Consider the following 23369-nt stretch of genomic DNA (forward strand, 5'->3'; position numbering starts at 1 on the left):
TCATGGCAGATTTAAATGCTAAAGGCGCTTTGACGGCGCCGATCTTCAAGAACAACCCCATTGCGCTGCAAATCTTGGGTATTTGTTCTGCCCTGGCGGTTACTACCAGCATGAGCGTTTCGCTGGTCATGTCGCTGGCTGTTATCTTTGTGTGTGCGTTTTCTAACTTGTTCGTATCGGTCATTCGGAACCATATTCCGTCTTCGATTCGTATCATTGTTCAGATGACGATCATTGCATCGCTGGTTATCGTGGTTGACCAGATCCTCAAGGCCTATGCTTATGAGATGTCTAAGCAGCTGTCGGTCTTCGTAGGTCTGATTATCACTAACTGTATCGTAATGGGCCGCGCTGAAGGCTTTGCCATGTCCAACTCGCCGGGCATATCGTTCCTTGACGGTATTGGCAACGGCTTGGGCTACGGCTTTGTACTGATGGTCGTGGGCTTCTTCCGTGAGCTGTTTGGTGCGGGTAGTGTCTTCGGCTTCACCGTATTTGAGACCGTGCAAAACGGTGGCTGGTACGTGCCTAACGGCCTGCTACTGCTGCCGCCCTCTGCCTTCTTTATTATTGGGTTATTAATTTGGGCGATTCGCGCTTACAACCCTGAGCAGGTAGAAGATAACGAGTTCAAGATGAAGCACAACACCAAGCCGAAGGAGGCTGTGTAACATGGAACAGTATATTAGCCTTTTTGTTGCTTCGGTTTTCGTTGAGAACTTGGCCCTAGCCTTCTTCCTGGGCATGTGTACCTTCCTGGCGGTATCGAAGAAGGTATCAGCTGCCTTTGGTCTGGGTATTGCGGTTATCGTGGTGCTGACGATTGCCGTGCCCGTTAATAACCTAGTATTCAACCTCCTTCTCGCTGAAGGTGCGCTGACTTGGACTGGGATTAGCGGAGCTGAGAATATTGATCTCTCATTCCTGGGTCTATTGAGCTATATCGGTGTTATTGCCGCTCTTGTACAGATCCTTGAGATGTTCTTGGATAAGTACGTACCTGCGCTGTACAACGCACTGGGCGTGTTCTTGCCGCTGATTACTGTTAACTGCGCCATCCTCGGTGGCGTACTGTTCATGGTTGAGCGTAACTATAACTTCGGTGAATCCGTTATCTACGGTTTCGGCTCTGGGGTTGGTTGGGCGCTGGCAATTACTGCCCTGGCGGGTATCCGTGAGAAGCTCAAGTACAGTGACGTACCTGGTGGTTTGCAGGGCCTTGGCATCACGTTTATCACCGTTGGCTTAATGTCTCTGGGCTTTATGTCTTTCTCAGGCATTCAGCTTTAATCGGAGCTGGTTTTCTCGGCAGCCTAGGCTGCCGAGGTACAGAAAACCCTCAGCAATAGGAAACCGACATGGTTGATACATCAGTCATCTTGCTCGGTGTTGTCATGTTCACGGTCATCGTTATTAGTTTAACGGGGATCATCCTGGCAGCGCGTAGTAAGCTAGTGAGTAGCGGGGACGTGACTATCGAAGTCAACGGCGACCCCGAGCACACCTTGACGACGCAGGCAGGCGGCAAGCTTTTGAATACGCTGGCTGCTAACGGTATTTTTCTTTCCTCCGCTTGTGGTGGCGGCGGCTCGTGCGCCCAGTGTAAGTGCCGGGTAGAAGAGGGTGGCGGTTCTATCCTGCCCACCGAAGAGTCGCACTTCACCATGCGTGAAAAGAAAGACGGCTGGCGCCTCTCTTGCCAAGTACCTGTTAAGCAGGACATGAAAGTAGAAGTGCCTGAAGAAGTCTTCGGTGTTAAGAAGTGGGAAACCGAAGTGACGGCCAACCCTAACGTCGCTACTTTCATCAAAGAACTGAACTTGAAGCTGCCCGAAGGTGAAGAAGTTGCCTTCCGTGCCGGTGGCTACGTTCAGCTGGTAGCGCCGCCGTACGATATTAAGTTCTCTGACTTTGATATCGAAGAAGAGTATCGCGGCGACTGGGAAAAGTTTGATCTGTATAAAATTTCCCACAAAAATGACGAAGAAGTCATCCGCGCCTACTCCATGGCGAACTATCCGGAAGAGAAAGGCCTGCTCAAGTTCAATATTCGTATTGCAACGCCGCCTCCAGGCACTAGTCACCCGCCGGGTCTTATGTCTACCTTTGTGTTTAACCTGAAGCCGGGTGACAAGGTAACCGTAATGGGGCCGTTTGGTGAGTTCTTTGCTCGAGACACTGACGCCGAAATGATCTTTATCGGTGGTGGTGCGGGTATGGCGCCGATGCGTAGCCACATCTTCGATCAGCTCAAGCGTCTGAAGTCTGACCGCAAAATTTCGTTCTGGTACGGTGCGCGCTCTTGGCGTGAAACGTTCTATAACGAAGAGTACGATCAGCTGGCAGAAGAGTTCCCGAACTTTAAGTGGCACTTAGCGCTTTCGGATCCTCAGCCCGAAGATAACTGGGAAGGTCCAACAGGCTTTATCCATAACGTTCTGTATGAAAACTATCTGAAGGATCATCCTGCGCCTGAAGATTGTGAGTACTACATGTGTGGGCCGCCCATGATGAACGCGTCTGTTATTAAGCTACTGCTTGATATGGGCGTTGAACCGGAAAATATCCTACTTGATGATTTCGGCGGTTAATAGTTCGGTATTAGATCTGCATGCGGGGCTGGCCTTAGGGTCAGCCCCGTTTGTTTGTCAGGTTGAAAAAATGCCACACGCCTGATCATTTCGGAGTGGCTGAGGTACAATAGTCACTAAATGTTATTGGCACTTATCGACATGAGTGTTGTCGGCAGGTGAGCAGTTAACGCAATGTCGGGAGATTAATATGACAATTTGGCTACTGGTATTCGGTTTTATGGCGTTGATGATGACCGCCATGGCGGTGGGCGTGTTGATGGGGCGTAAGCCTATTGCGGGTTCATGCGGTGGTCTGAACCAGCTAGGCCTTAAGGACGGCTGTGACATCTGTGGCGGTAAAGATGAAGTGTGCGAGGAGGAGAATCGTAAACGTATGAGCGAGCGTCGGCGTAGCGATGCAAGCCGCGGTGCCGACTTAGGCTACGACGCCACGCGGCGTTAATACTTCATCATGATGTTCAGCTTGATAAACGCTCGCTTATATAGCGGGCGTTTATGTATGCGTTCTTGAATACTTAGTTGTTAAGTACGTGCAGTTACAAGGAGATTGAAAGCGTATGGCGGTTCACAATTATGATGTTGTCGTTATCGGGACTGGCCCCGCCGGTGAAAGCGCTGCTATAAACGCTGCAAAACACGGCATGCGCGTAGCGATTGTTGAGAAACAGGCCCAGGTTGGGGGTAACTGCACCCACTGGGGTACGATTCCTTCAAAAGCGCTCCGCCATCAAGTAAAGCAGATCATGGCGTTCAACACTAACCGTATGTTTCGCGATATTGGTGAACCCCGTTGGTTTTCGTTTCCTAAAGTCATGGAGCGTTCGCGTAGCACGATCGATAAGCAGGTCGAGATGCGCACAACGTTTTATGCGCGTAACCGTATCGACCTGTATCACGGTGTCGCCCGTTTTAAAGATGAACATACGGTATTGGTTCGGGATCGCCAGGAAGGAATGGAGGAGCTTGTCGCCAAAAAAATTATCATTGCTACCGGCTCAAGGCCTTATCGCCCGGCAGACATTAACTTTCGGCACCCGCGAATTTACTGCTCTGATACGATTTTAAGCCTTTCCCATACGCCCCGTACGCTAGTGATTTTTGGCGCCGGTGTAATCGGCTGTGAATACGCCTCCATCTTCTCAGGGCTAGGCGTTAAAGTGGATTTGATTAACAATCGCGATAGCCTGCTCTCATTCCTTGATGACGAAATTAGCGATGCGCTTTCATATCATTTGCGTAAACACGGCGTCTTGATCCGCCATAACGAAGAGTACGCAAGTGTTGAGGGTGATGAGTCCGGCGTGGTGGTTCATTTGCAGTCAGGTAAAAAGATCCGTGCGGATGCCTTTTTATGGGCCAACGGGCGTACCGGGAATACCGATAGCCTAGGGCTTGAAAACATCGGCTTAGAAGCAAATAGCCGCGGACAATTGGGCGTGGACGAGCACTACCGCACCGCCATTCCAAACATTTACGCCGCAGGGGATGTGATTGGCTGGCCTAGCCTTGCCAGTGCCGCTTATGACCAGGGGTTAAACTCCTGTAACGAGCTGTTGGAGAAGGAGTACCGCTTTGTTAGCGATGTGCCCACCGGTATCTATACCATTCCAGAAATCAGTTCGTTTGGTCCCAACGAGCGCGAACTCACAGAAGCTAAAGTGCCTTACGAAGTGGGTAAAGCCTTCTTCAAAGATACCGCTCGTGCACAGATTACCGGTGACACGGTAGGGATGCTGAAAATTCTTTTCCACCAGGATACGCTGGAGATTCTTGGTATTCACTGCTTTGGCGACCAGGCTTCAGAAATTTTGCATATCGGCCAAGCTATTATGCAGCAGGAAGGGGAGGCGAACTCCTTGAAGTACTTTGTTAATACAACCTTCAACTATCCCACTATGGCTGAAGCTTACCGTGTGGCGGCGCAAAATGGTTTAAACCGCGTATTTTAATTAACGAGTGCATTGTTCAGTGCCACGCTATGTGGCACTGACTCCGCAGACACCATGCTTTCCACTCTATCGCGGCCCAAGGCTTTTGCTTGGTAGAGCGCTTGATCAGCTAGCGAATAAATTTGCTCAAACGAGAGCTTGCCATCATGGGCGCAGCTAATGCCAATGCTAGCGGTTTGTTGCGGGAGTTCAGCAATGTGTTGAAGATTTAAGTCAGCTATCTCTTTGCGGATCCGCTCAGCGACCTGTTCGGCGTCTTCAAGGTGAGTGTTGGGCATGAGCAAGCAAAACTCTTCACCGCCAATACGTGCCAGCGTGTCTGCAGGACGCTTAAGCTGCTTCATGCGTGCGCTGACCACACGAAGTACTTCATCGCCGATAGGATGACCAAACGTATCATTTACACGCTTAAAGTAGTCTAGATCAATCAGTAAAAAGCTTAGCGGTTGTTGCTGGCGTTGTGCGTTTGTTAGTTGATCCTGCGCCGTGCCAATGAGGTGGCGACGGTTATAAAGGCCAGTAAGTTCGTCGGTGAGCATTAGCGCTTTAAGCGTATCACGCTGGCGTTGTAGGCGAAAAACCGCGATCAGTAAGACCGCCGCAATCAGCATAACCATTGCTACAAGAAAACTAACGGCAGTTGAAAGGCGCTGCATTATTAGACGTTGTTGCCCGGCAGCAGTATGGACGACATCGTTTAGTTCAAAATATACCCATGCCATATTGGCTTCTAAGTCTGTGGCTAAGCGCTGTAACGTTGGCAATTGGCTGGGCGCGTTAACAGCACGTTGAGCACTTTCCTCTAATGCGTTGAGCTGTTCAGGTAAAGCCTTCATATCATTTTGTAAGTAGCTAGCGCGTCGCAATAACTGAGGGTGTTGCGCTAAACCGTGTTCAACATGGGCAAGATATTGTCGGGATAACCAGGTGGTATGATTAATTTGGCGTAAGTGGATGGCTTCAGGCTGATCTATAAATCCCTCTAGGGCGATCTGAAATTGTGGTGTTGTTTGTTGGGCGCGAACAATATCACCGACGAGGGCAGTATAGTCAGCGCCTAGCTGTTGTCTGGCATTATAAACGTAGCTTGCAATTAATAAGGCACAAATGCTGACGCCCACTGCCAACAACCCGGCTAACTGCCAAGGAATGGAAGGGCGGCATAGGGCTTTCATTGCTTTCTAAGCTCCTTAATAGACCAAATCCAGCGTGTTAGGGGCATGGTGCCAGCGCGCACTGCCGCGAGATTATCCGGCGCGATCAACGTTAATGGGCCAAGCTGGTCTAATGCTATGGGCTCACCATCGAGCCGTGTTGTAAGGAAGTACCGGGTTCGCGCTCGCTCCTCTCCTTCTAAAAAAACCGTATAGTTATCTAAGGCGATGAGGCGGATACGTTGATCGGCAGAAATACCCTGTTGTTCAATGAGATCATTTAGCCACACGCCAGTAAAACGGCCGCTGATGCCTTCAGGGTGCGTCATTTCTATATCGTAAATAGGCAATGTTTCGATATCTGCCAGGGATAGCCAGTGTTGGTCGTAGCCAATGGTGACGCTTAAAACAAGTTTTTGGTTTTGAGAGTTTGGGTACTGGCTAGGCACAACAGCCCCATCCGCGTGGAGTGTTGGTATAAATATCCAAGACGCGAGCACGCTGATAAAAATGGCGGCGGGGGAAAAGCGAAACCACTGAATCTGCGCTACGCGCGGGTGGACAGACATATTGAAGCTCCCTGAAATGCCAATTTTGGTCATGCGGTTATCAATGTCTGTGTAAACTTAAACAAAGTTTCGTTGCAATAGCCATCCTTTGTAATAATGAATTTGGTATTGTTTTTAACGTTAATACTGACTTAATTCATTTGGTTTTATGGGATGAGGGGTTTAAGGCTTTCAGTATTTCAATTGCGCGCGTTTGCCATTCGCCCTCTAAGGCGGCTGCTTGGCTTAGCGCTTCGTGAGCGCTGATTGTGTCTTCCTGTTGAAGCCGCACTAGGGCTACGTTTAGCCACGCGGCGCCCATGGCAGGGTCAAGCTGTGTGGCAGACTCAAAGGCCCGCAGTGCGGCATCTGATTGTTCCGCCGCATATAGAACATTGCCGAGCGCGAATTGGCCAAGAGGATTGGTAGGGTAGCGTTCGGCAAAGGCTTGCCAGCTACTTAGTGAGGCCAAAGAACCGTGCTGCTCTTCAAAGGCACTGATGGCTTCCAAGGCATTTCGCGCAGTCACCCCTTCTGGCAGCTTGCCTGGTTCGCTCACCACAAACCCCCAGCGTTCGGTGCGTGCCCAGGTGGCATCAAAGCGGCTAAACGACATCGTATGTCGCTCGATTTCACCACTGCGCAAAATCAGTGTCTCATTAGGCAAATCGTACCCAATCGCTACCGCATAGTGCCACATGGGAAACGCTGGTAGCGCGAGATTTTGCATCACGACCACCGGGTCACCTGCCTCCAGATGGCCAAGTAGCGCATCCATGGTGCCGCGTATGGGGAAAGCTAGCTGTTCATAGCGACGCACCGTGGCCAACATTTCAGGCTGAACGCTGCCTTCTCTACCGGGCAAAAAAACTTGGGGGATCAACTGCTCAAGGCTGGCATCCACACCCTGATGATTAAGCACCATCGCAAGGGTTGCCGGGCCACACTGGTACTCAGTTTGCGCATAAAACGGTACCTGGATGAGCTCGCTTTGGGGAGTAAGGTTCGCCTTGGTGCTTTCTAGCAGCACTGGGCTGCGTGCGCAGGCGGTGAGTAATAGGGCAAATAGTAAAACGCCCGCAAAGCGGGCGTTTTTAAACAGTGTCGGCATGTTGAGCATCTTAGCGAGTGAACGGATAAACGTCGGTTAAACCAAGAATATCGGTAACTAACAAAATGATGAACACTGCAAACAGCACGCCAATAACACCCGCACCTGCAGGCATTTGCTCTAGCTGTTCGGCCATTTGCTGTGCTTCGGCATCGCTTAGCGCGGCAACACGGGCTTCAACTTCGTTAAGGTCCACACCCTGCTTTAGCAGCTGGTCTTGCACATCGGCCCGAGCTAGAACGTTGTAAATACGTTCGCGGTCAGCACCAGCACGGTCAGCTGATAAAGCAGATTGCGTTGTCACTAAGTCCATAGATTGTGGGGCAATCGGTGATGCTGCAACAGGTAGGCTGGTAATCACAAGAGCGGCAATTAGCAGGGTCGAGAGGTATGCACGCAATGTTTTCATCGTCTTCATCCTTAGACTGGTCGGGGAACAGGTGTTTTTATTGCTTGAAACAACAGTATAGAAATAAATGGCTTGGGGTTTAAGGCTTAACTGCAAAGTGCTAATTATTTGCACTAATGCGATAGGTCCAGGGCGTTTCAGCTAAAAGACCTTTTGCACCGGCCATGGTAATGGCGAGGTCGTGAAGCCCTGGCCATAGCGGCACCTGTGATGCGCCTTTAACGGAAAGGTCCAAACGTTGGGCCATCAATAGAAGTTTGTGCAGGCGCTTCATGGATAGGCGGCTGATGGCTTTTTGGTAGGCGGGGCGTCGTTTATCAAAAATCATCGGCTTTTGAGTTTTGCAGGCGTGCTCAAAGCTTTGGCCTTGGTCCAGGTGCTGGTGTAGAGAGAGCAGGGTGCGCAGCTCGCGGCTTAGCGCCCAAAGCACAATGGGGGCTTCTACCCCTTCGCTTTTTAAACCGGTCACGATTTTAGACGCGCGACTAGGCTCGCCTTTCAAGCAGGCGTCTGCCAAGTTAAACACATCAAAACGGGAGCTATCCTCAACGCCCTGGGCTATATGTTCTGCGTTAAGGCGGGTGTTTTGCGGATAGATAAGGGCAAGCTTTTGCAGCTCCTGATCCGCAGCCAGCAAGTTGCCTTCGGTACGTTCGCCAAGCAGGCGCGCCGCATCTAGCTCAATCTGCAGCCCGTGGAGCGAGGCGCGATCCCGTAGCCAGTAGCCTAAGCGAGATACATCAACGGGCCACACCGGCACGAACAGGCCCTGTTTATCCAGTGCTTTAAACCATACGCTTTTTTGCTGTTTAGCATCCAGCTTGCCCATACTGACGAGCAGTAGGTCATCGTTGCCATCCATCATCTCAGCGTATTGCGCCAGCGCTTTGCTGCCCTCCTGACCGAGCTTATGGTGGCCTAAACGCAGTTCTAGAAGTTTGTTAGAAGCAAACAGAGAAAGATTGCTGGCGGTATCCAACAGGCGCCCCCAAGCAAAATTAGCTTCAACGTCGAGAACTTCCCGCTCTTCGATGCCTGCTTGCCTGGCGGCTAAGCGCACGGCATCGCAGGCATCGCGGTGTTGCAGGGGTTCATCACCGGCCACAATAACCGCTTTAGGCAGCTTCTTGGCTAGCGCAGCGGGTAGCTGGTCGGAAAATACCTTCACTGCATGGCCTCAAGGTTAGCCAGCCGCTCAATGATGCGCTGAGCCAACTGCCGCGTGAGGGCTTGTTCTGCTTCTTGAAAAAGCGATTCACGGTTAAGCAGGTCGTCATCGCTAACGCGAAGCCGCGTGCTGGTAGAGAGCGTTGCGTTATTGAGCGCGTAGGCATTGGTTTCCCGCTGCTGCACGGAAAGCGTTGCGCTGAGCATAAGCTCATGCTCGCGGCTGGAACGGCTTTCACCGCCAATCCGCCTATCTTGCAGGGCGGGTGTCCCCAGCGTTACCCGCCAGGGTGCCCCGTCACTCACCTCTGTACCTAGCTGCTGCAGGCGGCTACGCAGCTGCTGTGCTAAGGCGCTATTGTCGTTGCCCTCTAGGGCAAGGGGAGGGAGTTGTTGTATTGACTCGGTGCCGCGTAGCCGAAACCCACAGCCGCTGAGCAGCACCGCCGCAGAAGCGGCGATGCTAGCAGTGAGGAAACGACGGCGCGTTAGCGGGTTGGTTTGCTTCATCCGCTCACCACGATGTTAACCAGCTTGCCGGGTACCACGATCACTTTGCGTACCGTTTTACCTTCAAGGTGGCGCTGGACGTTTTCGTTCTCCATCGCAAGCGTCTCAATGGCTGCTTTATCGGCGCTGGCCGGCGCTTCCAGGCGGGCGCGCAATTTACCGTTAACCTGCACGACCAGCTCAATGCTGTCCCGTGTAAGCGCGGCTTCATCCACTTTTGGCCACTGGGCTTCAATGGCGGGCTGCTCGTAGCCCAGCTGCTGCCACAGGCTGTGGCACAGGTGCGGGGTGATGGGGGCCAGCAGCAGCACACAGGCTTCAAGCGCTTCACGGCTAACCGCTAAGCCAAGTTCAGACGTATCGTCGAACTTACCCACCGCGTTAGACAACTCCATCACCGCAGCAATAGCGGTATTAAAGGTGGTACGGCGGCCAATGTCATCACTGGCTTTCTTGATCGTCTCGTGGGTTTTACGGCGCAGCGCTTTTTGCTCGTCGTTCAGCGCTTCAATGGTCAGTTCGCCCGGTGTGCCCGCAGCAAGATGCTCGGTAACCTGGCGCCAAATCCGCTTCAAGAAGCGATGCGCGCCTTCCACGCCGGAATCCGACCACTCCAGCGACTGTTCTGGCGGTGCGGCAAACATCATAAACAGGCGCACGGTGTCAGCACCGAATCTATCAATCATCGACTGCGGGTCAACGCCGTTGTTTTTCGATTTGGACATCTTCTCGATGCCGCCCATCTCAACGGGCTGGCTGTCGCTCATTAATAAGGCGCTGAGCGGGCGGCCTTTCTCATCGCGCTTCACTTCTACATCAGCGGGGTTAAACCACTCTTTACCGCCATTATCTTTAACGCGGTAGAAGGTCTCTGCGATCACCATGCCCTGAGTTAGCAGCTGCTGGAACGGCTCGTCGGAGTCCAACATGCCGAAATCGCGTAGCAGTTTATGGAAGAATCGAGCGTAAAGGAGATGCAGAATCGCGTGCTCAATACCGCCAATGTAGAGATCCACCGGCAGCCAGTAGTTGGCGCGCTCATCCAGCATCGCTTCGTGGTTATCCGCACAGCAGAAGCGGGCGAAGTACCAGGAGGACTCCATAAAGGTGTCGAAGGTATCGGTTTCCCGCACCCAGCCATCGCCCAGCTCAGAAAACTCCGGCATTCTCTTAAGTGGCGAACCAGAAGCGTCGACTGTCACTTCCATGGGGAGTGCTACCGGCAGCTCCTCATCAGAGAGCGGCACAGTTTGGCCTTCCGGGCCGTACTTCACGGGAATGGGAGCGCCCCAGTAACGTTGGCGGGCAATACCCCAATCGCGGAGGCGGTAGTTGGTTTTTACTTCGCCACGGCCAATCTCAGCAAGCTTCGCGGCAATGGCGTCAAACGCTGCCTGGAATTCTAGGCCATTAAACTCGCCGGAATTAATCAGCGTGCCGTGCTCCGTGTACGCGCCTTCAGAGATATCCGGCGTGTCGCCGTGCTCATCGGCCACCACCGGCTTCAGCTCAACGCCGTACTTGGTAGCAAACTCCCAGTCGCGCTGGTCGTGGGCGGGTACGGCCATGACCGCGCCGGTGCCGAACTCCATGAGTACAAAGTTAGCCACAAATACCGGCACTTCATCGCCGGTCAGCGGATGAATAGCTTTGTGCCCTGTGAGCATGCCCAGCTTCTCTTTGGTGGCCATCTCCGCTTCTGAGGTGCCACCTTTAGCGCACTCGTCACAAAACGTCGCCAATTCACTGTTGTGTGCGGCTGCCTGCTTCGCCAGCGGGTGGCCAGCGGCCACGGCTACGTAGGTGACACCCATCAGTGTATCTGGGCGGGTGGTGTACACGGCCAGCGGCTCGCAGGTGCTGCCGTCTTCCGCCTGAATTTCAAATGTCATCTCAACGCCACGGGATTTGCCAATCCAGTTGCGCTGCATGGTTTTGACCTGCTCGGGCCACTCGACGTTATCCAAATCCGCCAGCAGCTCATCGGCGTAGTCGGTAATCTTCAAGAACCACAGCGGGATCTCTTTACGCTCAACCGGCGCACCAGAACGCCAGCCGCAGCCGTCAATGACTTGCTCATTAGCCAGTACGGTTTGGTCCACCGGGTCCCAGTTCACCGTCGACATCTTCTTATACACCAAGCCTTTTTCCACCAGCTTGGTGAAGAACCACTGCTCCCAGCGGTAGTAGCTGGTATCGCAGGTGGCGAACTCACGGCTCCAGTCGTAGGCAAAGCCCAGTGCCTTCAACTGGTTACGCATGTAATCAATGTTTTGGTAGGTCCACTTAGCGGGGGGCACTTGGTTTTGAATAGCGGCATTTTCCGCCGGCATGCCGAAGGCGTCCCAGCCCATGGGCTGCATGACATTTTTACCCTTCATGCGCTGGAAACGAGATACAACGTCGCCGATAGTGTAGTTACGCACGTGGCCCATGTGCAGCTTACCGCTGGGGTAGGGGAACATGGAAAGGCAGTAGAACTTCTCGCGGTTGGCGTCTTCTACGGCTTTAAAGCACTGGTGTTTGTCCCAGTACTGCTGAGCGTCACGTTCAATTTCGCGGGGGCTGTATTGTGCGTCCATCGGTGTTTTCAATGCCTTGGGGTAATTCGCCCCTAATTAGGGCGCAAAGTGAATAGTAGATGACGGGTGTCAGATAAGTAGCGTCGATTGTATCCTATGCGGGTGTATCCTTGAACGGCTAGCCGATGATAGGAACACTCTGGGTCGACAAAAGGAGAGGTACCATGGAACAACATAACGATCATCGTTTGCGCGAAGGCTATGAGCGCCTATTAGAGCGCATGCAAGATGGCGCCAACGAACTCACTTGGGACAACCTACAAAAGGACTTGGACGACGCCGTTGCTTTTGAAGCTGAGCTTGAGGAGTACACCAAAGACGAGCTAGCGCTGCTACGCGCCTGGGTAGAGCGCGACTTAAAAGATATGCGTTACTACATGGCGGATACCGGCAAGCAAGTAGCCAGCTGGTTGGGCATTGATATTGACGGCCTTTCCCGCCGGGTTGCCGAATCACTGCTGTCCATTGCCGACCGCAGTGTGGTTGATCGCGAGCGCTTTGAAGATGACCTGGAAGCAGCCCGTGCCGACTACTGTGAAGGCGAAATGGCCGCCCCGGGCTTAATGGCCTGCGTACACTGTGATGCCCAGGTAATGCTCAATGAGGTGTCCCGGCTAGAACCCTGCCACCAGTGTGGTCACCGCTACTTCTATCGCTTCCCCAACAAAATTATCGAAACCTGATACGGCGCTACGCTCTAAATCACTAGCCAGCTGAGGCCTGCAATCGCCCCTAGCGAAAGCAGGCTCATCATCCCAGCGTAGGGTAAGTTATCCCGCATCATTTGGTAGCCGCTGACCCCGTAGCGGCCCTGCAGTGAAAGGTTGATGCCGGAAAGCGGCCCTACGCTGGTGCCCACCGCCCAGGCGCTAAGCGCCACAAAGGCAAACAGCGTTTGCTCACCGCCGTTCAAGTTCAAAATTGATGCCAACACCGAAACGCCAATAATTGGGTGCAGCCCTACCAGCGCGCTTAGCGTGATGGCGACGAAGCTCACCATGGCCTGCCACGTGCCAAAGCGGGCAAACAGCGTCCACTCATCGCCTGCCGCCGCCGCCACCAGCGTAGAAAGCCCCAGCGTTAATAAGCCCGCCGCCAAAAACAGCGAGATTTCCCCGCGCATTGCGGGTAGCCGAGTTGTGGTGTGTTGGCGAATACGCCGCAGAGTAAAGCGCGGGCCTTCGCGCAGGTTGCTAAGCAGCGCCACCCCGGGTAACAAAAAGGTAATAATGCTGACAATAGTGAGTGAAGGGGTAAGCCAGAAGTGAAACACCATCACCAGCGCCGCCATGCCCGCAGGCATGAAAAGACTGCATGGTGAAAGCGAAAAACCATCCACCTCAGCCAAATCAAACCGCCGCCTCATCTCCAGCGTGGTGAGTAGCCCCGAGAGCATCGCCAGTGGAAAACCAATCAGCGCAATGTGGCCATACTGCACCGACGGAACTAGCGCGATTACCACCGCCATAGACGCAAAGAAGGGCGACCACAGCGCCGCGCTACTTAGCCCACGGTTTAACGCCAATAGTTGTGGCGTGGTTAACGGAGCGCGCCGTGCTAAACGATCGCCCACCATAAACACCGTGGAAAGATTCAAAATGGTGCCAAGAAAATGCACCCCCAGCCACGTGCGTAGCACGCCATCCGCGCCGGTGACCCGCTTACCCGGTGGGCGTTTGTTACCCTGGGTGCCAATCAAAGAAATAAAGCTAACGCCCACCAGCATCGTGGCCACAAACACGTTGCCCTGTAGCATGGCAGGCCAGTTAACCGCGGCGCCATACACCACCCGTGCCACCACCAACATCAGCGCGCCAATGGCAATCAACACCCCCGCTTGAACGCGCGAGCGCTTAGGAATATCCCGCCACAAAAGCGCCACCGCCGCCCACAGCAAGTAACTCACCGCCTGAGCTGTTGGCACCGCGCCGGTAAAACCAATAATTTGTGCCAACAGCCCAAGCAGAATCAAAACACCCGCCAAGCGCTGCCGCGTTGTTGTCTCTTGCATCTCAATCCCTTACTGGTTGAGTTAGCAGGCTAATCGGGTTTGCGAGAGAAGGCTAGTAGCAAGAAGTGACGGGGTAAGTGAGACGACAGGTATGCGAGGTGACAGATGGAAGGTGTGAGAGGGCGCTTCAGCGCGCGATGATAAAGCCACCATCCCAGCGATAACGCCACCGATACCGCCATGCAGGCCAATCAGGCGCAACAGAAAAATTAACTGAGCTCGTGACCTAAGCTGAATTTGTTAATAGAGTATGATTAGAACGGCAAAACGAGCGGGCACGATAATAGGGGATATGTAGCCCTGCTTAGGACGGCAACAAATAAAATCAATCAATTATGTGGTTTTTTTGGGGCTGTATAACATCAATGATTGTGACCGCACAGTTATTGGTGTTATGCGGTGGGCTATATAATCGCTGTTAACACTCCAGGAGAGACTGTGCCTCTATACAAGTATTTGGCATTTGAGAATACGTTGAGAGTTTTAGATGGGAGTGTCAGGTTTACTCAGCCGGGGGCTTTTAATGATCCGTTTGAAATGGTTCCGGAATTACATATTCCGGAAGAACTCTCATCTAATGAGATATCTATCAGGTTTGATATTCTTGCGCCCAGAAGGCAGCCGAGTGTTGGGGAGTTAGCAACTGACTTTGAGTCTGACTATTGCAATGACTTCAGCTCTAGAAAGATTCTAAGCTCGCTGAACCAGTTCATTGGTATTCTTTGCTTGTCTAAAAACGAATCATCTCTACTAATGTGGTCACATTACGCTGAGGAGTATTCAGGAGCCGTTATCGAGTTTGATGAAGAGCATGAATTTTTCACGGGCCTATTTGATATAGAGTATCGAGAGAATAGGCCGAAAAAGGATATCAGCTCTTATTTAACTGGTGAATCCCCAATTTCTATAGCGGAGCTTTGTGTAAAATCGAAGGACTGGGAATACGAAAAAGAATATAGGATCGTTAGAAATCTCTCTGATTGCAAAAAGGTTAGCGAACATAACGGATTTCCAGTTTATGTGATGGATATTCCTTTAGAAACGATAAAGTCTATTACTCTGGGCGAAAGAATGCCCGTAGAGAATCAAAGAGAGATCTGGAATAGGGTCAAGAATACGAAAATCGCATTGAATCTCGCTGCTATCGCAAACTGGGGATACGAGTTTAGAAAAGAGCGAATTAAATATGATCTTCCTGCTTCTGAAATGAGCCCTGTGATTAGCCCAAGAACAGCTCATATATTTTCCAATCTCGAAAATGAGTTTGGTGAAATAGCTCGCTGGATGATAAAAGAGCATCAGTTGAGCGGCGTTGCTAACCACACGCTGTAAAGTGTTAACAAGCGCATGTTGTCGGTCTGGTTTTCCGCTGCGCTCCAAACCAGCCGCAAATGCGAGCGTTAGGTAGGTATTGAGGATGCCCAACTATTTGTTGTTCAAGTTTGGTGAAAAGGAGCACATGGAGGCTCTCGTTAATGACGGGGAGCTTTACCTGCAGACACTTGGTTACTATGCAGATTTGGAACATCGTGAACGTGGTGATAAGTACGAGGGCGTTGTCACTGTCCGCTCATCAAACGGCGGGACATTGAAGGTTAAGCATCCAAAAACTGGGGAAGAGCACTCTATTCAACTTACTTACAGTCAGATGCGGGAGTCCGACAGCTCACTTAAAGCCGTTAACGTCTACTGTCTTTATTGTATGCAGTTTGAAGAAACTGATAGTCCAGAAATTGGCATGCGATTTAGCGTCGATGTGATTAATGGCTTCGGTGATGCGGCTGTAATGATTTACGATGTTGATGCATTCCTGAACCGAGTTGTCAAGGCAGCGGAAGAAGAGGACTCTGTCATTATGCACAGGATAGTTCGGTATTTAGATCTGAGAGACTATACGGGTGACCTAGGTCCGTTCAAGAAGGATTCTAGATTCTCTCACCAGAACGAATATCGAATCGCCGTAGGTACTCCGGAGCGAAATGGTAAGCCAATAAAACTGAACGTTGGATCGCTAGAAGGAATTGCAACGTTGATGAAATCAGACGAGGTCCAAAAGCTGACATTCCGTGTTGCTGAGGAGTAAACTACCTAACCATCGGCTGCACGGCGACCGCGTTTCCGCTGCGTTGCAGCTCCAAGTCGGCGCGTGAGCCGGGCGTTGAGGCTGTAGGAAAAACTCTTTGGCCGCTAAGTTTGGCAGGATCGAGAAAAATAGATGAGGAGTGGTCAGCATGCCGCGCTTCAAGCCTTATAACCACGATCAAAACGTATTGTGTTGATTAACCACCAATATCAGCTTCAGCCAGGAAGTTTTGAGCAGGCAATGCACTACCAAATCCACAAAATCTATACTAGCCGTGTTTTCTTCCTGACGATGGGCTTACAGCGGCACAATCTCAAGCATGTTTCGCATATTCATGCGCCGCTTCAAGAGCGGCTCAGATGAACGTCCAGGCCAATATTCTCGTCACCTTATTACCCTGCTTCATCTCTATTTCCCGGCAATCAACGGCACCAAGCTTACTAATCAGCTTCTTGGCAGGCTTAACATTGTCGGTTTTTGAAACCAGGCTGCTAAACCAGCGGCATTGAGTTGAATATACGTGGCTTTCTCTTATTAACTTTTTAAGAAACAGCTGTTCGCCCCCTTTGCACCAAAGCTCGGCTCCCTGCCCACCAAAATTCAGCGTGGGGGATGCCTTTTTTGTTTTTTGCTCACCGCGACTACGCGCAAGGTTATTGAGTTTAAGCTGGCTACCTTTAAGTGCTTCATCGAGCGAGGCATGGAAGGGTGGGTTGCATACGCTGACGTCAAAGAATTCTCCGGCTGGAATGATGCCTTCAAAAATGTGGTTTTTATCGTGCTGGGTGCGCAACGTGAAGCGGTCTTTGAGGGTGGGGTTATGGGTGATAATCGTGGCTACGTTTTCAAGCGACTCAGGATTGATGTCGCTACCTACACACTGCCAGCCGTAAATTTGGCAGGCCAGTAGCGGGTAGATGCCATTGGCTCCAGTCCCTATATCAAGCAGCTTGACGCTTTGCTGTTCATGTCTAGGCCCAATTAAGTCCGCCATGTGATGGATATAGTCGGCCCTGCCTGGGATGGGAGGGCAAAGCGCGCCTTCTGGAATATCCCAATCGACAATGTTGTAGTATTGGTTTAACAACGCGGCGTTGAGCGTTTTTACGGCCAAGGGGTCTGCGAAATCGATGGAAAGTCGGCCATGGGCGTTCGGTTTTACATGGGGAGCTAGTGCTGGATGGCTGTTTATAAGAGCAGGAAAGTCATAGCCCTGGTTGTGTAGGTTCTTCGGGTGTAGATCTTTACGAACAGGTCTAGCTCGGCTTTCTTCACGTCGATGGGGGGTATTCACAGTAATAGGCCTGAGGCTTGGCGTTCAATAGTCGAGTAGGTTTAGCTTAGCCCGTGATTATAACCTTAATAGTGGTGTTGAGCTTACCGGTGCAGGTGTTATCTCCAAGCCCTACAGGCTTTAACGCTTGGCGCGCTTGTCGAATGGGCGGGCACTTTGCTAACGAAATGAGCGGCGACGATGCGTTGCCGCCCACGGGCCGGCAATGGAGCGTTTACAAATGGGTGTCGTGCCCGTACCCAACGTTGTCATCCATCACTCTGAAGCTAGATAAACTTGCCCGGTACAGGGCTATTTTCTAGCACCTCGCGTATTTTCCAGCTCTTCAATCATTTTTCTCGCGGCATTAGAAAGCGTGCGGTTGGTATGCACCAAATACCCCAACGGACGGTGTATGGGGGCAGTATCTACCGGTAGCTCTACTAGCTCATTGTCGATCATGTTTTCGGGCAGCAGGCTCCAACCTAGCCCCACGCTGCACATCATTTTCAGTGTTTCTAGGTAGTTGGTCGACATGCTCACGGGCAGGGTTAGGCCTGCCTCAATAAAGCGTTGACTAATCAGTGTACGGGTAAAGGTTTTGGCCCCCGGCATCACACAGTTGAACTCACACAGTTCCGTTAGGCTAAGTGGGCCGGGGCTTTGGCGAGAGCGCTCCGCCAGCGGATGGTCGGTGGCGCACACGAAGCAGAGCCGATCCCGCCACAGCTCTACCACATGCAGCTGCTCAACCGGGTGAGGGGCGAGGGTGACAATCGCAATTTCCAAGGTGCCATCAACAATGCCTTGGTAAGCCAGTTCGGAATCCAGAAAGCGTAAGTCTAGGGCTACCTCTGGGTGGCGCTGGGTGTATTGCTTTAGCAGGGGCGGCAGGCGGTGCAGGCCAATATGGTGGCTAGTGGCCAAGGTTAACCGTCCGCCCACTTGGCCAGAAAGGTTAGCCAGCGCACGGCGGCTATCGTCTACCGTAAACAGGATGTGCTGGGCTTTAGGCAGCAGCACGCTACCCGCTTCCGTCAGCGCAATGCGCCGCCCAATTCGGTCGAATAGCCGCGTGCCTAGCAACTCCTCTAGGGTGGCAATGCGCTTGCTCACCGCAGGCTGGGTCAGGTGCAGCTGCTCCGCTGCACGGGAGAAACTTTGGGCTTCGGCAACTGCCAGAAACGCTTGCAGGCTTTGAGTGTCCACGAGTGACTCCCTGAATATGTATTCCAGTTTGGAATCTAAAGTATGAATAACATGAATTGCTTTTATGTGCGAGTCGCGTAACACTCTCTTCATTGCATGCTAAGCAGCACGTAGAGGCTGCCATACCGAACTAGCAGGGCACTGCCCAGGAGAGCCACATGTCAGGTCAAACCCTTTACGACAAACTCTGGAACCAGCACTTGGTGAAGCAGCGTGACGACGGCACCGCGCTTATTTACATCGATCGCCAACTGCTCCACGAAGTGACCTCGCCCCAGGCGTTTGAAGGCCTGCGGTTGGCTAACCGTAAGCCCTGGCGTTTGGATGCCAACTTGGCAACGCCTGACCACAACGTGCCTACCACGGTGAAAGAGCGCGCCGAGGGCAACAGCGGGATTAAAGACCCGGTATCGTTAATCCAGGTGCAAACCCTGGACGACAACTGCCTTGAGTACGGTATTGAAGAGTTCAAAATTAACGATCCACGCCAAGGTATTGTGCACGTGGTTGGCCCCGAGCAGGGCGCCACCTTGCCGGGCATGACCGTGGTATGTGGTGACTCCCACACCGCCACCCACGGCGCGTTTGGGGCTTTGGCTCACGGTATCGGCACCTCCGAAGTTGAGCACGTTATGGCGACCCAGTGCTTGCTGGCGCAGAAAATGAAGAACATGCAGGTGCGTGTTGAAGGTGAGCTTGGCCTGGGCGTAACGGCAAAAGATGTGGTGCTGGCGATTATCGGCAAGATCGGTACCGCTGGTGGTACGGGCTACGCCATTGAGTTTGCGGGCAGCGCCATTGCGTCGCTCTCCATGGAAGGCCGCATGACCGTGTGCAACATGGCCATTGAAGCCGGTGCCCGCGTGGGGTTGATCGCCGTTGACGATACGACGATTAACTACCTTGCCGAGCGCCCCTTTGCGCCCACAGCCGCGCAGTGGGAAGCCGCCGTGGCGGACTGGCGTTCGCTGGTGTCGGATGACGATGCCCAGTTCTATAAAGTGGTTACCCTGAACGCGGAAGAGATTGAGCCACAGGTAAGCTGGGGCACCAGCCCTGAAATGGTCACCGGTATTTCTGGTCACGTACCCGACCCGCAGGCTGCTCAAGATGAAACTGTGCAGCGCAGCCACACCCGTGCGCTTGAGTACATGGGCCTGCAGGCGAATCAAAAAATTACCGATATTAAGTTGGATAAAGTGTTTATCGGTTCCTGCACCAACTCGCGCATTGAAGACCTGCGTGAAGCAGCTAAAGTAGCCAAAGGTAATAAAGTAGCGGATTCGATTAAGCTTGCTATGGTGGTGCCGGGTTCTGGCTTGGTCAAGCGCCAGGCGGAAGCGGAAGGCCTGGATAAGATCTTTACCGACGCAGGCTTTGAGTGGCGCGAGCCGGGTTGCTCCATGTGTTTGGCCATGAACGCCGATAAGTTGGGCGCGGGCGAGCACTGTGCATCTACCTCTAACCGTAACTTCGAAGGGCGCCAGGGCTACGGTGGTCGGACCCACTTGGTTAGCCCTGCGATGGCAGCGGCAGCGGCAATTGCTGGTCATTTTGTTGATGTGCGCACTTTACCTGCTAACGACGCTACCCACGCCCAGGAGGCCTAAGCCATGAAAAAGTTTGAACGTTTTGAAGGGGTGGTAGCGCCGCTGGATCGTGCTAACGTCGATACCGACCTGATCATCCCAAAGCAGTTTTTGAAATCCATTAAGCGCACCGGCTTTGGCGTTAACCTGTTTGATGAGCTGCGCTATTTAGATGAAGGCCAGCCGGGGCAAGATTGTTCCCAGCGCCCGCTGAACCCTGATTTTGTATTGAACCTGCCCCGTTACCAGGGCGCTGAAGTGCTGGTTGCTGGGCGCAACTTTGGTTGCGGCAGCTCCCGCGAGCACGCGCCTTGGGCACTGGAAGACTTTGGTTTTAAGGTGGTGATTGCCCCCAGCTTTGCGGACATCTTCTACAACAATGCGTTTAAAAACGGCATCCTGTTAATCACCCTGGCGGAAGAGGAAGTCGATCGCCTGTTTGCTGAAGTAGAAGCCAGCGAAGGCTACCAGCTGGATGTGGATTTAGAGCACCAGCGCGTGATTACCCCCAGCGGTGAAATCCTTGAGTTTGAGGTAGATGAGTTCCGCAAACACTGCCTGCTGAATGGCCTGGACGATATTGGCATCACGCTGCAGGACGAAGACGCAATTCGCAGCTTTGAAGAGAAGCACCGCCAGCAGCGCCCGTGGCTGTTCCGCCAGCCTGCGTAAGTATTCAACTATAAGTGCTAAGGATTGAGCATGACTCATAAAGTGTTACTGCTGCCCGGTGATGGTATCGGCCCGGAGATCGCGGCCCAGGCGGCGCGTTTGTTAAACGCCTGCCAAAAAGCGGGCTTGGATATAGAAGTAGAAGAGGGCTTGGTGGGTGGCGCTGCCTACGATGTTCACGGCGAGCCGCTCCCGGCGGAAACCCTTGAGAAAGCCAAAGCTGCCAGCGCCATTCTGCTAGGTGCGGTGGGTGGCCCCAAGTGGGACAAGCTCGAAGACCTAACCAAGCGCCCCGAAAAAGGCCTGCTGGGGCTGCGTAAGAACCTGGGCCTGTTCGGCAACCTGCGCCCGGCGATGCTTTACCCGCAGTTGGCCAGCGCTTCCAGCCTGAAGCCTGAGCTAGTGGCTGGGCTGGATATTATGATCGTCCGTGAGCTAACCGGCGGCATCTACTTCGGTCAGCCCCGTGGTATTGAAGTGCGCAATGGCGAACGGGTGGGTTTTAACACTTACATCTATTCCGAAAGTGAGATTGAACGCATCGGCCGCGTGGCGTTTGAAATGGCCCAGAAGCGTGGCAAAAAGCTCTGTTCGGTAGATAAAGCCAACGTGTTGGAAGTGACGATTTTATGGCGTGAAGTGATGGAGCGCTTGGCGCCGGAGTACCCGGATGTGGAGCTTTCCCACATGTACGTGGATAACGCCGCCATGCAATTGGTGCGCGCGCCGAAGCAGTTTGATGTGATGGTGACCGGCAATATGTTTGGCGATATTCTCTCTGACGCTGCCGCTATGCTCACCGGCTCTATCGGTATGCTGCCGTCTGCATCGCTCAACGAGAGCGGGCAGGGCATGTACGAGCCTTGCCATGGCAGCGCCCCGGATATCGCTGGGCAAAACATCGCTAACCCGCTGGCCATGATGCTTTCGGTGGCGATGATGCTGCGCTACTCGCTGAATGAAACAGCGATGGCCGAGCGCATTGAAGCTGCCGTGGGCAGTGTGTTGGATGATGGCCTGCGCACTGCCGATATCGCATCAGAAGGCACTCGTCGCGTTTCCACCGAGGAAATGGGCGATGCAGTGCTCGCGGCCTTTGCCAAGCAGTAACGTATCAAGCACATCTGCTCACTAGTCAATTCCAAATAGCGCGTGTTGTAGAGCTGTGCTGGTCGGCCACCCCTTGGGGTGGCCGACGTCGTGTCTAATATTTGTGTATAATACTTACCTCATTCTTAGTTGGAGGACTTCACATGTTGAAAGTCGGTTTCGTGGGATGGCGCGGTATGGTTGGCTCTGTGCTTATGCAGCGCATGCAGGAAGATGGTGATTTTAAAGGCATTGAGCCGATTTTCTTCACCACTTCCCAAGTCGGCCAGCCGGGACCCGACATCGGCGTCGACGTGCCTCCCCTCAAAGATGCGTTCGATATTGACGCGCTAAAAGCCCTTGACGTAGTGGTTACCTGTCAAGGTGGCGATTACACCAAACCGGTTTACAAAGACCTGCGTGAAGCGGGCTGGAAAGGCTACTGGATTGATGCCGCCAGCACCCTGCGCATGGAAGATGAAGCGACCATCATTCTTGATCCGGTTAACCGCCATGTGATTGATGCCCAGCTGGCCAAAGGCGCGAAAACCTTCGTGGGCGGCAACTGTACCGTAAGCTTAATGCTGATGGGCTTGGGCGGGCTGTTTGAAGCCGATATGGTCGAGTGGATGACCTCCATGACCTACCAAGCGGCGTCCGGCTCCGGTGCCAAACACATGCGCGAGCTGCTGAACCAAATGGGCCAGCTGCGTGATAGCGTCGGTGAAGAGCTAAAAGACACCTCTAGCGCGATCCTCGACATCGACCGCAAAGTGACGGCCGCCATGCGTGGCAATGACTTCCCCACTGATAACTTCGCAGCGCCCTTGGCAGGTAGCCTGCTGCCGTGGATCGATACCAAGCTCGATAGCGGCCAAAGCCGTGAAGAGTGGAAGGGTAGCGTCGAGACCAACAAAATTCTCGGGCTGCAAAATAACCCTATCCCTATCGATGGTCTCTGTGTGCGTATCGGTGCCATGCGCTCTCACAGCCAGGCATTCACCATCAAGTTAAAGCAGGATGTACCGCTTGATGAGATTGAAGACCGCATTGCCAAGCACAATGAGTGGGTTAAGCTGATCCCCAACGATAAAGATGCCACCATTGCTGGCCTAACGCCTGCAGCCGCAACGGGCACGCTGCAAATTCCGGTAGGGCGCCTGCGTAAGCTTAATATGGGCGGCGAATACCTCTCTGCATTCAGCGTGGGCGACCAGCTGCTGTGGGGTGCTGCCGAGCCGCTTAAGCGTATGCTGAAGATTCTGCGCGAGCAGTAACAGACGTTATATGCTTCGCTATAGCATTAAGCCCAGAGTACTTAGTAAAGAGTACTTAGTAAAGAGTACTTAAGAAATAGTGTTTAAGAAAAAGTACTTGAGAAAGGGTGCTTAAGTAAAAGTACCTAAGTAAAAGCGCCTC

The 23369-nt window shown here is 52.8% G+C and carries 22 protein-coding genes; 12 read left to right on the forward strand and 10 right to left on the reverse strand.

The genetic code is table 11. The features are described 5' to 3' along the window. Positions 1-2: 2 nt before the first annotated feature. The 5 genes from P8S54_RS00880 (at position 3) to sthA (ending at position 4543) form a co-directional block, all read left to right on the forward strand. Positions 3-671 carry an NADH:ubiquinone reductase (Na(+)-transporting) subunit D gene (locus tag P8S54_RS00880; RefSeq protein ID WP_009096303.1) on the forward strand — a complete coding sequence of 223 codons (669 nt, stop codon included), beginning with the start codon at positions 3-5 and terminating at the stop codon, positions 669-671. Position 672: 1 nt separating this feature from the next. Beyond that, entirely contained in the window at positions 673-1290 is a 618-nt protein-coding gene (gene nqrE / locus P8S54_RS00885) for an NADH:ubiquinone reductase (Na(+)-transporting) subunit E (protein WP_105208885.1), read from the forward strand. A gap of 68 nt (positions 1291-1358) precedes the next feature. After that, on the forward strand, positions 1359-2591 hold the full coding sequence (gene nqrF, locus P8S54_RS00890; protein WP_281442846.1) for an NADH:ubiquinone reductase (Na(+)-transporting) subunit F: 1233 nt from the start codon (positions 1359-1361) through the stop codon (positions 2589-2591). 190 nt (positions 2592-2781) lie between these two features. Beyond that, complete coding sequence (nqrM, locus tag P8S54_RS00895; protein ID WP_009096297.1) at positions 2782-3036, forward strand: (Na+)-NQR maturation NqrM; 255 nt, start codon at positions 2782-2784, stop codon at positions 3034-3036. Positions 3037-3151: 115 nt separating this feature from the next. Next, the gene (gene sthA / locus P8S54_RS00900; RefSeq protein WP_009096296.1) at positions 3152-4543 is read left to right on the forward strand and encodes a Si-specific NAD(P)(+) transhydrogenase; all 1392 of its coding nucleotides are present in this window, start codon (positions 3152-3154) and stop codon (positions 4541-4543) included. On the opposite strand, the gene P8S54_RS00905 is transcribed toward sthA, so the two are convergent. The 7 genes from P8S54_RS00905 to leuS all read right to left on the reverse strand — a co-directional run bounded on the left by P8S54_RS00905 (position 4540) and on the right by leuS (position 12024). Continuing rightward, positions 4540-5718, reverse strand: coding sequence for a GGDEF domain-containing protein (locus tag P8S54_RS00905; protein WP_281442847.1), 1179 nt, complete (start codon positions 5716-5718; stop codon positions 4540-4542). The two genes, sthA and P8S54_RS00905, sit on opposite strands and share 4 nt — an antisense overlap. After that, positions 5715-6266 (reverse strand): hypothetical protein, encoded by a 552-nt coding sequence (locus P8S54_RS00910; RefSeq protein WP_281442848.1) that lies wholly within the window; start codon positions 6264-6266, stop codon positions 5715-5717. Before P8S54_RS00910 ends, P8S54_RS00905 begins: the two co-directional genes overlap by 4 nt. A 136-nt stretch (positions 6267-6402) precedes the next feature. Next, positions 6403-7356 (reverse strand): PA2778 family cysteine peptidase, encoded by a 954-nt coding sequence (locus P8S54_RS00915; protein ID WP_281442849.1) that lies wholly within the window; start codon positions 7354-7356, stop codon positions 6403-6405. Positions 7357-7366: 10 nt separating this feature from the next. Then, positions 7367-7765, reverse strand: a complete 399-nt coding sequence (locus P8S54_RS00920; RefSeq protein WP_009096290.1) for a PA2779 family protein — start codon at positions 7763-7765, stop codon at positions 7367-7369. A gap of 100 nt (positions 7766-7865) precedes the next feature. Continuing rightward, entirely contained in the window at positions 7866-8933 is a 1068-nt protein-coding gene (gene holA, locus P8S54_RS00925; protein WP_281442850.1) for a DNA polymerase III subunit delta, read from the reverse strand. Beyond that, positions 8930-9442: an LPS assembly lipoprotein LptE gene (lptE, locus tag P8S54_RS00930; RefSeq protein ID WP_281442851.1), complete on the reverse strand. Its 513-nt coding sequence runs from the start codon at positions 9440-9442 to the stop codon at positions 8930-8932. Before lptE ends, holA begins: the two co-directional genes overlap by 4 nt. Next, positions 9439-12024: a leucine--tRNA ligase gene (leuS, locus tag P8S54_RS00935; protein ID WP_281442852.1), complete on the reverse strand. Its 2586-nt coding sequence runs from the start codon at positions 12022-12024 to the stop codon at positions 9439-9441. The genes lptE and leuS overlap by 4 nt, the downstream gene beginning before the upstream one ends. 164 nt (positions 12025-12188) lie before the next feature. On the opposite strand from leuS, the gene P8S54_RS00940 reads away from it, so the two are divergent. Continuing rightward, on the forward strand, positions 12189-12707 hold the full coding sequence (locus P8S54_RS00940) for a zinc ribbon-containing protein (protein ID WP_009096282.1): 519 nt from the start codon (positions 12189-12191) through the stop codon (positions 12705-12707). 14 nt (positions 12708-12721) lie between these two features. On the opposite strand, the gene P8S54_RS00945 is transcribed toward P8S54_RS00940, so the two are convergent. Further along, positions 12722-14035 (reverse strand): hypothetical protein, encoded by a 1314-nt coding sequence (locus P8S54_RS00945; protein WP_281442853.1) that lies wholly within the window; start codon positions 14033-14035, stop codon positions 12722-12724. A 438-nt stretch (positions 14036-14473) separates the two neighbouring features. Between P8S54_RS00945 and P8S54_RS00950 the strand changes: the two genes are divergently transcribed. Together P8S54_RS00950 and P8S54_RS00955 are read left to right on the forward strand one after the other, a co-directional pair. Further along, on the forward strand, positions 14474-15367 hold the full coding sequence (locus P8S54_RS00950) for a DUF2971 domain-containing protein (RefSeq protein ID WP_281442854.1): 894 nt from the start codon (positions 14474-14476) through the stop codon (positions 15365-15367). 85 nt (positions 15368-15452) lie between these two features. Beyond that, positions 15453-16118 (forward strand): hypothetical protein, encoded by a 666-nt coding sequence (locus tag P8S54_RS00955; RefSeq protein WP_281442855.1) that lies wholly within the window; start codon positions 15453-15455, stop codon positions 16116-16118. A 355-nt stretch (positions 16119-16473) separates the two neighbouring features. Here the strand turns inward: P8S54_RS00955 and rlmF are convergent, their stop codons facing one another. Next, positions 16474-17412: a 23S rRNA (adenine(1618)-N(6))-methyltransferase RlmF gene (rlmF, locus tag P8S54_RS00960; protein ID WP_281442856.1), complete on the reverse strand. Its 939-nt coding sequence runs from the start codon at positions 17410-17412 to the stop codon at positions 16474-16476. Between the two features lie 291 nt (positions 17413-17703). Next, entirely contained in the window at positions 17704-18600 is an 897-nt protein-coding gene (locus P8S54_RS00965) for a LysR family transcriptional regulator (RefSeq protein ID WP_281442857.1), read from the reverse strand. A gap of 158 nt (positions 18601-18758) precedes the next feature. Here P8S54_RS00965 and leuC point away from each other — a divergent pair, with 158 nt between their 5' ends. From leuC to asd, 4 genes are all read left to right on the forward strand, one after another. Next, positions 18759-20210 (forward strand): 3-isopropylmalate dehydratase large subunit, encoded by a 1452-nt coding sequence (gene leuC / locus P8S54_RS00970; RefSeq protein WP_281442858.1) that lies wholly within the window; start codon positions 18759-18761, stop codon positions 20208-20210. Between the two features lie 3 nt (positions 20211-20213). Beyond that, on the forward strand, positions 20214-20861 hold the full coding sequence (gene leuD, locus P8S54_RS00975; protein ID WP_281442859.1) for a 3-isopropylmalate dehydratase small subunit: 648 nt from the start codon (positions 20214-20216) through the stop codon (positions 20859-20861). A 30-nt stretch (positions 20862-20891) separates the two neighbouring features. After that, entirely contained in the window at positions 20892-21971 is a 1080-nt protein-coding gene (gene leuB, locus P8S54_RS00980) for a 3-isopropylmalate dehydrogenase (protein WP_281442860.1), read from the forward strand. Between the two features lie 143 nt (positions 21972-22114). After that, entirely contained in the window at positions 22115-23227 is a 1113-nt protein-coding gene (gene asd, locus P8S54_RS00985) for an aspartate-semialdehyde dehydrogenase (RefSeq protein ID WP_281442861.1), read from the forward strand. Positions 23228-23369 lie beyond the last annotated feature (142 nt).

The sequence above is a fragment of the Halomonas sp. M1 genome, from assembly GCF_029581375.1.
In the GTDB taxonomy this organism is placed as follows: domain Bacteria; phylum Pseudomonadota; class Gammaproteobacteria; order Pseudomonadales; family Halomonadaceae; genus Vreelandella.